Below are 11,452 nucleotides of genomic sequence, written 5' to 3'. Positions count from 1 at the left end.
CCTTGGAATCACGCCGGGCCAGCCAACCAAACCGCCACCCCACAGACACGTCAGAACGCCCGGCCAAACATGCGGCGCGCACTGTCATGCCCGGAGCATGCACTTGACACGACCTATAGCCAGCTAGACTGAAGAGGTAGAAATGGATGCCCGGTCGTTGATTTCCATGATTTTCGAATTCAACAAGCCCGCCCCTACGCGATCTTGAGATACACCCGCTGGTCCCCAGTGCCAGCATTTAGATAGCCCGCGATCGGCTTCCACTGGAATTGCTTGCGCGCCTGAGCGTGCTCCGGAACGGCCACCACGGCCGCCCCCGTTGAGCAAGCAGCGCAGCCCAAAATGAATAAGGAAACTCCCCTGTGAGTGAATTGCACACGCACCAGCTTCTGACCGATGAGTCCGGCACGGAGACCATCGAGCCCGAAGAGACCATCATCTCGGACGAAAAGCCGCACGAGATTGCCGAGAAGACCTTTGCCGACTTCAATGTCCGCGCGGACATCGTGGAGTCCCTGGCCGACGCCGGCATCACCCACCCCTTCCCGATCCAGGCCATGACCCTGCCGGTCGCACTGGCAGGGCATGACATCATCGGCCAAGCCAAGACCGGTACTGGCAAGACCCTCGGCTTCGGCATTCCGGCGCTGCAGCGCGTCGTCGGCCGCGACGACGCCGGCTTCGACAAACTGGCCGTTCCCGGCGCCCCGCAGGCCCTGGTGATCGTCCCCACCCGCGAGCTCGCCGTCCAGGTAGCCAAGGACCTCGAGAACGCCGCCAAGAAGCGCAACGCCCGCATCGCCACCATCTACGGTGGCCGCGCTTACGAGCCGCAGGTCGAGGCGCTGCAGAACGGCGTCGAGGTTGTCGTCGGCACCCCCGGCCGTCTGATCGATCTCTTCAAGCAGAAGCACCTGAGCCTGAAGAACGTCAAGATCGTCATCCTCGACGAAGCCGACGAGATGCTGGACCTCGGGTTCCTGCCGGACGTCGAGACCCTGATCGCCGGCACGCCCGCGGTCCGCCAGACGCTCCTGTTCTCCGCCACCATGCCCGGCCCGGTCATCGCCATGGCCCGCCGCTACATGACCCAGCCGACCCACATCCGCGCCGCGGACCCGGACGACGAGGGCCTGACCAAGCGCGACATCCGCCAGCTGATCTACCGTGCCCACAGCATGGACAAGGTGGAAGTGGTAGCCCGCATCCTGCAGGCCCGCGGACGCGGCCGGACCATCATCTTCACCAAGACCAAGCGCACCGCCGCGAAGGTGGCCGAGGAACTGGTGGACCGCGGTTTTGCTGCGGCCGCCATCCACGGTGACCTCGGCCAGGGCGCCCGCGAACAGGCCCTCCGCGCCTTCCGCAACAACAAGGTGGACGTCCTCGTTGCCACCGACGTCGCCGCCCGCGGCATCGACGTCGACGACGTCACCCACGTGATCAACTACCAGTGCGTCGAAGACGAGAAGATCTACCTGCACCGCGTCGGCCGCACCGGCCGTGCCGGCAACAAGGGCACCGCCGTGACCTTTGTTGACTGGGACGACATGCCGCGCTGGGGGCTCATCAACAAGGCCCTCGGCCTGAGCTACCCCGAGCCCGTGGAAACTTACTCGTCCTCGCCCCACCTGTTCGAGGAACTCGACATCCCCGCAGGCACCAAGGGCCGGCTGCCGCGCGACAAGCGTGTGCTGGCCGGGGTCGACGCGGAGGTCCTCGAAGACCTCGGCGAGACCGGCAAGAAGAACTCGCGCACCAGCGCAAAGGACAGCGGAAGGGACGGCGCAAAGGAAGGCAGCCGCACGAGCAGCCGTGACGGCGCCCGCGAGGGCAGTCGCACGAGCAGCCGTGACGGCGCCCGCGAGGGCAGCCGCACTGGCGGACGTGACTCGCGCCGCAGCGGCACCGAAGCCGGCGGACGCTCCGGCGACCGCCGTCGCCGTCCCGCCGAGGCCGATGCCGCCACGGCGTCCACCGCGAACGGACAGGGACCGGAAGCTGCTGCCGCCGCTCCGGCGAAGGCCCCCACCGAGGTGGACCGGGCGACCCGAGCCCGGCGCCGGACCCGCACCCGCCGCCGCAACGGCGAGGTAGTGGCCGGCGGCGACGCACAGCCGAGCGGCGCCGAGGCCTAATCCCCTCCATGACTGACACCGTCTGGGCGCCGGACGGCAGCAACCTGGTGGTTCACGCGGACAACGCGGAATACCTCCCCACGCTGCCGGACGGCGCCTTCACACTGATTTACGTGGACCCGCCCTTCAACACCGGCCGGGTCCAGCGGCGCCAGGAAACCAGGATGGTGCTCAACGCCGGCGGCGAGGGTGACCGCGTCGGGTTCAAGGGCCGGTCCTACGACACCATCAAGGGCGCGCTGCACAAGTACGACGACGCGTTCAGCGACTACTGGTCCTTCCTCGAGCCCCGGCTCGTGGAGGCCTGGCGGCTCCTGGCCGACGACGGCACCCTGTACCTGCACCTGGACTACCGAGAGGTGCACTACGCAAAGGTCATGCTGGACGCGATCTTCGGCCGCGAATGCTTCCTGAACGAGATCATCTGGGCGTACGACTACGGTGCACGGGCCAAGTACCGCTGGCCCACCAAGCACGACAACATCCTCGTCTACGTCAAGAACCCGGCGAAGTACCACTTCGACAGTGCCGAGGTGGACCGTGAGCCCTACATGGCGCCCGGACTGGTGACCCCCGCCAAGCGCGAGCTCGGCAAGTTGCCCACGGACGTGTGGTGGCACACGATCGTTTCGCCGACCGGCAAGGAGAAAACCGGCTACCCGACGCAGAAGCCGGAGGGGCTGATCCGCCGCGTGGTTGCGGCCTCGAGCCGACCGGGCGACTGGTGCCTGGACTTCTTCGCAGGTTCCGGCACGCTCGGGTCCGTGGCCGCGAAACTCGACCGCAGGTTCGTGTGCGTGGACCAGAACCAGCCGGCCATCGACGTCATGGCCAAGCGCCTGGCCGCGCAGGCGCAGTTCACGTCTTTCCCGACGGTCTGACCCGCCGCCCTCACCGCGCCCCGCCGTTCCCGGGGCCGGGGCGGCTTTTCAGCGCACCACGTGCGAGCCTGTGCCCAGTTCCTCGATCCGGGCAAAGACTTCTGCGGAGGTCAGGTTCTCGCCCAGCAGGTTCGGCTTTCCTGCGCCGTGGTAATCGGAGGACCCTGTGACCAGCAGGCCATAGCGTTCGGCGATGCGGCGCAGGAACGTCCGGCCCTCCTCGGGGTTGTCCCGGTGGTAGATTTCCAGGCCTGCCAGACCGGCGTCGATCATCTCCCGGTAGGTCCCCTCCCCCACGATCCGGCCGCGGGCGGATGCCACGGGGTGGGCGAACACCGGGACGCCCCCGGCTGCACGGACCAGTTCGACGGCGAGCGCCGGCTCCGGCGCATAGTGCTGGACCCAGTAGCGCGAGCGTGCTGTGAGGATGGAACCAAAAGCCTCGGCCCGGTCTTCCACCACACCTGCCGCGACGAGTGCGTCGGCGATGTGCGGGCGGCCCAGGGTGGCCCCCGGCGCGACGTGGTGAATCACGTCGTCCCATGTCAGCGGGTAGTCCTCCGACAAAAGGGTGACCATCTTCTGCGCCCTCGTGTGCCGGGCGTCCTTGGACTTGGTGATTTCCTCAAGCAGTCCGGGATGCGCGGGGTCGTGGAGGTAGCTGAGCAGGTGGACGCTGATGCCTTCCGCGGTGCGGCAGGAGATCTCCATCCCCGGGACCAGCGCGACCCCGGCTTTCCGGGCGGCGACGGCGGCCTCCGCCCACCCGGCAGTGGAATCGTGATCGGTCAGGGCGATGACGTCGAGGCCCGCGGCGGCGGCGGACTCCATGACGCCGGCCGGCGCCTGGGTGCCGTCGGAAACGTTGGAGTGCGCATGCAGGTCGATCCTCACCTCACCAGCCTAGTAGATGGCAGGATCCAAAGCCTCGGCCCCGTCGTGCCGGGGCCCTGCAGCGGCCCTGCAGCGCGAGCGCGCCGTTGGCCTAAGCCGCGGCGCTGGTGAGACTATGGGACGGTGAACGATGCAGATAACACCCTAGTCTCCGCTTCCCAGCCCCTCGAAGAGCGCGTCAACAACCGCTCGCAGCGGCCCAGCTCCGACGCCTTCAAGGCCTTCATGGCCAGCAACTGGGCGCCGGCCTCGCAACAGCTCCCCGAGCGGGACGCCGTCGCGGGCCACGCCGCAGGCCGGCGCCGCTCCATCTCAGGCCAGTTCAAAGGTGAACGCCTGGTCATCCCCGCCGGTCCGCTGAAGGTCCGCTCGAACGACTGCGACTACCGCTTCCGGCCGCACTCCGCCTTCGCGCACCTCACCGGCCTCGGCCTGGACCACGAACCTGATGCGGTTCTGATCCTGGAACCGGTCGCGGAGGGCACCGGCGACGACGGCGGAAACCACCACGCCACGCTGTACTTCCGCCCGTTGGCCGGCCGCGACACCGAGCAGTTCTACGCCGATTCCCGCTCCGGGGAGTTCTGGATCGGCGCACGCCCGACCCTGGCCGAGTTCAAGGTCAAGCTGGGACTCGACACGGCCGACATCGCCGAACTCGAACTCGCCATCACCAAGAATGTCGGCGCGCCGGAAATCGGCGGAATCTCCATCAGGCTGGTCCGCAAGGTTGACGAGAACATTGATGCGCTCGTCGACACTGCCCGCTACAACACGGCCAAGGACCCCGACAACCTCGACCTGAGCGTGCTCGACGCCCTGGATGAGAAACTCACAGAGGCCCTCTCGGAACTGCGCCTGCTCAAGGACGAGTGGGAAATCGAACAGATGAAGATCGCCGTCGCCGCCACCGTGGCCGGCTTCACCGAGGTGGTCAAGGCGATCCCGCGGGCGCTGACCCACCACCGCGGCGAGCGCGTCGTGGAAGGGGCGTTCTTCGCCCGGGCCCGCGAGGAAGGCAACGAGCTCGGCTACGACACCATCGCCGCCTCCGGCAACAACGCCACCGTGCTGCACTGGACCCGGAACACCGGCAAGATCAACGCGGGCGAACTGCTGCTGCTGGATGCCGGAGTCGAGGCCGATTCCCTCTACACCGCGGACATCACCCGTACCCTGCCGGCCAACGGCAAGTTCTCCGAGGTCCAGCGCAAGGTCTACGAGGCAGTGCTCGACGCCGCCGACGCCGGCTTGGCCGCCGCCCAGCCGGGCACGAAGTTCCGGGACATCCACACGGCAGCCACCACGGTGCTGGCCGAGCGGCTCGCCGAATGGGGCCTCCTGCCCGTCTCCGTCGAGGAAGCCGTGAGCACCGAGGGCCAGCAGCACCGCCGGTGGATGCCGCACGGCACCAGCCATCACCTCGGCCTCGACGTCCACGACTGTGCCCAGGCGAAGCGTGAACTCTACCTCGACGGCGTGCTCACGCCCGGCATGGTGTTCACGATCGAACCCGGCCTGTACTTCAAGAGCGAGGACATCGGCATCCCCGAGGAATACCGCGGCATCGGCGTCCGGATCGAGGACGACATCCTCATGACGGCGGACGGCCCGGTCAACCTCAGCGCCGCACTGCCGCGCAAGGCCGACGACGTCGAGTCCTGGATGGCGGGCATCTACCTGGAAGTGGACGGCCAGACTCCGTAGGTCAGTCAGGCAGTAAACAGCAAGAAAAGCAGCAAAAAAGGGAGGGTCCCGGATGTCCGGGACCCTCCCTTTTTGCTGCCTGTTTTTGCCTGGCCTCCGTGTTGCCCGGTTTAGTGCTGCTGGCCGTCCTGGCCTGCCGCGGGCTTCTCGCTGTCCGTGACCCTGACCCCGTACTGCGGGCGGCCGTCCGGGAGATCCGGATAGCTCACCCCGGAAACCCGGCCGGCCGGGCGGGCCGCCGCCTCCTCAGCCGCGGCCGGTGCCGTCGGAGCGGGGCCCGCGGGGCCCTCCTGCTGGGGTGCACCGCCCTGGTACTGTCCGGCCGGGTCTGCGCCGGTCTCCGGCGTTCTCTGGCCGTACGGGTCGTTCCAGCCCGCGGGGCGCTGCGGCGCATGGGTCTGCTGTCCCGGCTGCTGTGGGCCGGGCTGCTGCGGTGCCTGATGACGGTAGTCCTGCTGAGCGAAACCGCCGGCCGCGGCACCGGACGCGTCATGCGCCGTCATAGGCAGCTGGTGGAGCAGGCGCCGCGCTTCGCCGGCGGCCTCGAAGGAGACCACGACGTCGTAATTGGTCGCGACCACCTGGCTGGTTGAGGTGAAGTCACGCTTGCCGCGCTGCATGGCGTACGTGACGATGCCAAACAGCATGAAGAACGCGGCACCCATCAGCACTGACGTCACAATCGAGAAATAACCGGGGGTTGTGGAGAAGAAGGACAGCATGACGCCGACGAACAGGCCGAACCACATGCCGCTGAGGGCGCCGGAGAGGGCGACGCGGGGGTAGGTAAGCCGGCCGGTCACCCGCTCGACCATCTTCAGGTCATTGCCCACGATCGACACCATCTGCACGGGGAACTGCTGGTCAGCCAGGTAGTCCACCGCCTTCTGGGCATCCAGGTAGGAGTTGTAGGAACCGACAACGTCGCCTCTCGGGACGGTGCGTGCCTCGTCCGAGCCGTTGGGGGCACCGGCCCTGGGAGCACCAAAAATGTTTGACATATGCCCATTCTCACCCATCGGGCTGGTGTGCGGCTGGAAATTCAGCTAAAAGAGAGCAGACTCGGTAGCCTGTAGGGGTGAGCACGAATCTTTCGCGAGTGTTTGTCGCGCGCCTCCTCGGACTGGACGTCTTCGACCCTTTGGGCGACCGTCTGGGTCGGCTGCGCGACGTCGTGGTGCTCTCCCGCGGAACCAGGGGCGCCCCGCACGTGGTGGGCATCGTCGTCGAGGTCCCCGGCAAGAAGCGCGTCTTCGTGCCGATGACCCGGATTACGTCCATAGACCAGACCCAGGTCATCTGCACCGGGCTGGTCAATCTTCGCCGTTTCGAACAGCGCGGCGCGGAAACCCTCGTGGTGGCCGAAATGTTCGACCGCCGGGTGACCCTTGCGGACGGCAGCGGCGACGCCACCATCGAAGACATCGCCATGGACCGGCACCGCTCCGGCGACTGGTTCGTCAGCAAGCTCTTCGTCCGCCGCGGCCACTCCCTCTCGCCCCTGAGCCGGCTGCGCCGCAATGAAACCCTCATCATCGACTGGGCCGATGCCCGGCAAGGCGCCAAGACCGAGCCACAGGCCGCCACCCAGTTCGTGGCCACGCACGAGGACCTCAAGCCCGCCGACTTCGCCGAGGCCCTGCAGGAAATGAGCGACAAGCGCCGCTTCGAGGTTGCGAGCGAACTCCAGGACGAACGGCTCGCGGACGTCCTGCAGGAGATGCGCGAAGGTGATCAGGTGGAGATCCTCTCCGCCCTGGACGTCAACCGCGCCGCCGACGTCCTCGAGGAGATGGATCCGGACGACGCCGCCGACCTCCTCGCCGAACTCCCCAGCGCCCAGGCTGAAGAACTCCTGCAGTTGATGGAACCCGAAGGCGCCGAAGACGTCCGCCGCCTGCTCGAATACGACGAGGACACCGCCGGCGGGCTCATGACGCCCGTGCCGGTGATCCTTCCCCCGGAAGCAACCGTCGCCGAGGCACTCGCGCACGTGCGCCGCGAGGAACTCTCCCCCGCCCTGGCGTCGTCGATCTTCGTCGCCCGGCCCCCGTTGGAGACGCCGACGGGACGATTCCTCGGCGTCGTCCATATCCAGCAGCTCCTGCGCTTTCCGCCGCCGGAGCCGCTGGGCAATCTGGTGGACAAGAGCCTGGAGCCGGTCTCCGACCAGGCCCACATCAGCGAGGTCGCCCGCGCGCTGGCAACGTACAACCTCAACTCGCTTCCAGTTGTCAACGATGACGGACGGCTTGTGGGGGCGGTGACTGTTGACGACGTGCTTGATCATCTGTTGCCGGACGACTGGCGCGCCCACGAGGACGATGCCCCGATAAGAAAGCTTGGAGGCCGCATTGGCTGATCCCACAGCACCACGGACCTCCAATGTCCGCCCTGGCGGCAGGACCACCGGCGGTCTCGACACGCCCCTGAGCGGCCGGCAGCGTATCCTGCCCAACTTCCGTCCCGACCCGGACGCCTTCGGCCATGCCACGGAAGGCTTCGCCCGTTTCATGGGAACCCCCGCGTTCCTGATGTACATGACGGTGTTCTGCTTGTTCTGGCTGGGCTGGAACACGTGGGCGCCGGAGGAATGGCAGTTCGATTCACGGGCGCTGGGCTTCACGCTGCTGACCCTCATGCTGTCCCTGCAGGCCTCCTACGCCGCGCCCCTGCTGCTGCTGGCCCAGAACCGCCAGGACGACCGCGACAAGGTCTCGCTGCAGCAGGACCGCCAGCGGGCCGAGCGCAATCTCTCCGACACTGAATACCTGACCCGGGAACTTGCGTCCCTGCGCATCGCGCTGCGCGAGGTCGCCACCCGCGATTACGTCCGCGCCGAGCTCCGCAGCCTGCTGGAGGACATGCTGGAGGCCCAGGAGGAACTGCGTACCCACGATCCTTCCGCCGGCGCCCACGAGACCCCGCGGGAAAAGGTCAAGGAGAAGATGAAGGAGCGGCGCGACAAGCAGCGCAGCCCCCGGACCCAGCAAATCCCCCGGGTAAAAGCCGGCGGCAAGCGCGATGACCCGGCCAAGGACCGTGTGCAGGACTCTTCACGGGACCCGACAGGGAACCCTTCGGGGAAACTGCCGAACCCGTCGGCGAACCACTCCGAGGCCGCGGCCGATCCCACCCGCCAGCCCGCACACCGCACCATCCCCGAAAGCTGAGCATCGCCCGCATGAGCACCCCGCTGGAACAGGCAGTGCACGGCGCACTTGCCACCGTGATCGACCCTGAGCTCCGCCGCCCCATCACCGAGCTCGGCATGGTGGAGTCCGTTGAGATCGGCGACGGCGGCCGCGTGCGGATCGCGGTGCTGCTGACCATCGCGGGCTGCCCGCTGCGCGGCACCATCACGGCGGACACCGAGGCTGCCTTGTCCGCCGTCCCGGGCGTCACCGGCGTGGACGTGGACCTTAAAGTGATGACACAGGTCCAGCGCGACGCCCTCAAGGAGCAGTTGCGGGGCGCCGGCGCCCAGCGCGGCATCCCGTTCAACGCGCCGGGCTCGCTGACCAAGGTGTACGCCGTCGCGAGCGGCAAGGGCGGCGTGGGCAAGTCCTCCGTCACGGTCAACCTGGCGTGCGCCCTGGCCGCCCAGGGGCTCCGTGTGGGGATCGTGGACGCGGATGTGTACGGTTTCTCCGTTCCGGCGCTGATGGGCATCACACAGGCCCCCACGCGGGTGGACGACATGATCCTGCCGCCCGTGGCCTACGGGGTCAAGGTCATCTCCATCGGCATGTTCGTCACCGGGAACCAGCCCGTGGCATGGCGGGGCCCGATGCTGCACCGGGCGCTCGAGCAGTTCCTCACCGACGTCTACTTCGGCGACCTCGACGCCCTCTTCCTGGACCTGCCCCCCGGCACAGGCGACATCGCGATCTCCGTCGCCCAGCTGCTGCCCAAGGCGCAGATCCTCGTCGTGACCACCCCGCAGGCGGCCGCCGCGGATGTTGCCGAGCGGGCGGGTGCGATCGCCACCCAGACGGGCCAGACCGTGGCCGGCGTCGTGGAAAACATGTCCTACCTTGAAATGCCCGACGGCGGCAGGATGGAACTGTTCGGCAGCGGCGGCGGCGCCGTGCTCGCCGAGCGCCTCTCGGCCACCGTGGGTGAGGACGTGCCGCTGCTGGGCCAGATTCCGCTCGAAGTCCTCCTGCGTGAGGGTGGGGATTCCGGAGTGCCGCTGGTGCTGGGCCGTCCGGAGACGCCTGCGGCCGTGGCCTTGGCGGGGATCGCCGGCAGGCTGGCGTCGGTTCCCCGCGGCCTCAAGGGCATGCCGCTGGGTCTGCAGCCCCGCTGACAGGGCCCCGTGCCGGCGGATGCCGACACGGAAGCCCGCTGACAAGGCCCGGCCGCATCCCTGCGAAGGCACTGCGGCAGGTCCGCCGCGGGAAGTCCTAGGTCGCCTCTGAGTCGAAGGGTGCCGGTTCGCCCTCGGGCAGCCGCTCAAGCACCCGCTCGGGGCGGTGCACGGCGACGGCAGTCGCGGCAGCGGCCGCGGAGACCGTTGCGGGTGCCCCGGCGCTCATCGGCTTGGTGTCATCGTCAAGGAGCGCTTCCTTGATGATGCGGCGGGGATCGTACTGCCGCGGATCGTACTTCTTCCAGTCGACCTCATCGATGTCGATGCCGACTTCTTCCTTGATCTGTTCCCGCGCACCGGACGCCATCCGGCGCACTTCCTTGACAATATTGGCAAGTTTCTGGGTGTATTCGGGCAGCCTGCTGGGACCAATCACCAGAAGGCCGATGATCAGCAGAAGTAAGAACTCCGGTCCATTGATTCCAAGCACTTTAGGAAGGTTACCCTCTCGCTCGGGCTGGCGACGATTCCGCGAAGTCCGTATGCCGGCCATGTCCGGCCCGTCCCTGCCTCACGGTGCCAGGTGCTCCAGGATTCTGCTCAATCCACGCTCGATCCGTTCCGGAATTCCGTTGTGCGAGGCCGGCACGGGAGCGCCACTGCTGACCCGGCTCAGAGCGGCAACGCCGTCGTCCGCCTGCTCGGCCGGCAGGTCCGAAATGTACGTGTATGTCGCCGCCGAGGTCTGGTAGATGGCCCGGTAGGGCGGGGCGGGGTTTACCCAAAGAAAGCCATTCCCGGGTTCGGGGGCGGCCGACGGCGTGCCGGCCTTGGCCGGGATGAAGCCGTCTGCCACGGCGGTGTGTCCGGTCAGCACGTTGATGGGCGAAACTTCGGCCCGTGCCGGTGCGGGGGGCGCCGCGGGCGCCCGCGTCGAGGCATGCTGCTCAAGGACCGTGGCGAAGTGCCGGCCATCCGTGAGGCGAAGTTCCAGGACCTCGTCCCCGGAGATGACGCCGGCACGGGCCCAGATGAGGTGGAATCCGAGCTCGTGCAGCTCCGGACATGTCCATCCCTGCGAGCGGAACGCGGCAAGCTCACCGGTGTTCAGCGTCCCGGAAGGGGTGAAGTCGGGCTCGCCGCCGAGGCCGAACGCGACACGGGGCCCAGTTCCCTCAGCGCCGGGGACGCCGGATCCGCTGGCGTCGAACAGCTCCGTTGCACCGAGCGGCTCACCGCTGGCGGGCAGCCCGGGGGCATCCGGGTGGGCGAGGGTGGCAGTCTCTGCGCCCTCGGCGGGGACCGCGTCGTCGCCGCCCATGACGTACGCGGTGCCGGTCATGAGGGCCAAGGCGGCGACGGCTCCGCCGACGGCAAGCACCGGCAGGCGCGGGCCGCGGCGGCGGGCGCGGTGTGGACCCTGTCTCTTATACACATCTCCGAGCCCACGAGACCATTAGGGCGATATCGTATGCCGTCTTCTGCTTTGAAATAACATAAACAGCGCCGCACGGTAT

Annotated in this window: 10 protein-coding genes; 6 read left to right on the top strand and 4 right to left on the bottom strand. The window is 67.8% G+C overall.

What is annotated here, in order from left to right; all coding sequences use genetic code 11:
* Nucleotides 1-362: 362 nt before the first annotated feature.
* Nucleotides 363-2,138: a DEAD/DEAH box helicase gene (locus ARTB_RS21235; protein ID WP_243182265.1), complete on the top strand. Its 1,776-nt coding sequence runs from the start codon at nucleotides 363-365 to the stop codon at nucleotides 2,136-2,138.
* Between the two features lie 8 nt (nucleotides 2,139-2,146).
* Nucleotides 2,147-3,019: a DNA-methyltransferase gene (locus ARTB_RS21230; RefSeq protein WP_028278091.1), complete on the top strand. Its 873-nt coding sequence runs from the start codon at nucleotides 2,147-2,149 to the stop codon at nucleotides 3,017-3,019.
* Nucleotides 3,020-3,067: 48 nt separating this feature from the next.
* Here ARTB_RS21230 and ARTB_RS21225 read toward each other — a convergent pair whose 3' ends face one another.
* On the bottom strand, nucleotides 3,068-3,913 hold the full coding sequence (locus ARTB_RS21225; RefSeq protein WP_243182264.1) for a PHP domain-containing protein: 846 nt from the start codon (nucleotides 3,911-3,913) through the stop codon (nucleotides 3,068-3,070).
* A 123-nt stretch (nucleotides 3,914-4,036) separates the two neighbouring features.
* Between ARTB_RS21225 and ARTB_RS21220 the strand changes: the two genes are divergently transcribed.
* On the top strand, nucleotides 4,037-5,620 hold the full coding sequence (locus tag ARTB_RS21220; protein ID WP_243182263.1) for an aminopeptidase P family protein: 1,584 nt from the start codon (nucleotides 4,037-4,039) through the stop codon (nucleotides 5,618-5,620).
* A 110-nt stretch (nucleotides 5,621-5,730) separates the two neighbouring features.
* On the opposite strand, the gene ARTB_RS21215 is transcribed toward ARTB_RS21220, so the two are convergent.
* Entirely contained in the window at nucleotides 5,731-6,621 is an 891-nt protein-coding gene (locus ARTB_RS21215) for a general stress protein (protein WP_243182262.1), read from the bottom strand.
* A 77-nt stretch (nucleotides 6,622-6,698) separates the two neighbouring features.
* On the opposite strand from ARTB_RS21215, the gene ARTB_RS21210 reads away from it, so the two are divergent.
* Genes ARTB_RS21210 through ARTB_RS21200 form a run of 3 tightly spaced genes read left to right on the top strand, consistent with a single transcriptional unit; the run spans nucleotide 6,699 to nucleotide 9,932 of the window.
* Entirely contained in the window at nucleotides 6,699-7,982 is a 1,284-nt protein-coding gene (locus tag ARTB_RS21210; protein WP_028275668.1) for a magnesium transporter MgtE N-terminal domain-containing protein, read from the top strand.
* On the top strand, nucleotides 7,963-8,793 hold the full coding sequence (locus tag ARTB_RS21205) for a DUF1003 domain-containing protein (protein WP_439954158.1): 831 nt from the start codon (nucleotides 7,963-7,965) through the stop codon (nucleotides 8,791-8,793). The genes ARTB_RS21210 and ARTB_RS21205 overlap by 20 nt, the downstream gene beginning before the upstream one ends.
* 11 nt (nucleotides 8,794-8,804) lie before the next feature.
* Nucleotides 8,805-9,932 carry an Mrp/NBP35 family ATP-binding protein gene (locus ARTB_RS21200; RefSeq protein ID WP_243182261.1) on the top strand — a complete coding sequence of 376 codons (1,128 nt, stop codon included), beginning with the start codon at nucleotides 8,805-8,807 and terminating at the stop codon, nucleotides 9,930-9,932.
* A gap of 97 nt (nucleotides 9,933-10,029) precedes the next feature.
* On the opposite strand, the gene ARTB_RS21195 is transcribed toward ARTB_RS21200, so the two are convergent.
* Both ARTB_RS21195 and ARTB_RS21190 read right to left on the bottom strand, forming a co-directional pair.
* On the bottom strand, nucleotides 10,030-10,425 hold the full coding sequence (locus ARTB_RS21195; RefSeq protein ID WP_028275671.1) for a twin-arginine translocase TatA/TatE family subunit: 396 nt from the start codon (nucleotides 10,423-10,425) through the stop codon (nucleotides 10,030-10,032).
* An 81-nt stretch (nucleotides 10,426-10,506) separates the two neighbouring features.
* Nucleotides 10,507-11,370 carry a hypothetical protein gene (locus ARTB_RS21190; protein ID WP_243182260.1) on the bottom strand — a complete coding sequence of 288 codons (864 nt, stop codon included), beginning with the start codon at nucleotides 11,368-11,370 and terminating at the stop codon, nucleotides 10,507-10,509.
* Nucleotides 11,371-11,452 lie beyond the last annotated feature (82 nt).

Origin of the sequence: Arthrobacter humicola (assembly GCF_022803015.1) — a bacterium.
Taxonomy (GTDB): domain Bacteria; phylum Actinomycetota; class Actinomycetes; order Actinomycetales; family Micrococcaceae; genus Arthrobacter; species Arthrobacter humicola_A.
This window is presented reverse-complemented; position numbering and strand designations above follow the sequence as displayed.

What these genes read in the sequence shown, in the direction of transcription:
- ARTB_RS21230 (WP_028278091.1), top strand. Translation starts at nt 2,147, where the DNA reads ATGACTGACACCGTCTGGGCGCCGGACGGCAGCAACCTGGTGGTTCAC.
- ARTB_RS21215 (WP_243182262.1), bottom strand. Translation starts at nt 6,621, where the DNA reads ATGTCAAACATTTTTGGTGCTCCCAGGGCCGGTGCCCCCAACGGCTCG.
- ARTB_RS21200 (WP_243182261.1), top strand. Translation starts at nt 8,805, where the DNA reads ATGAGCACCCCGCTGGAACAGGCAGTGCACGGCGCACTTGCCACCGTG.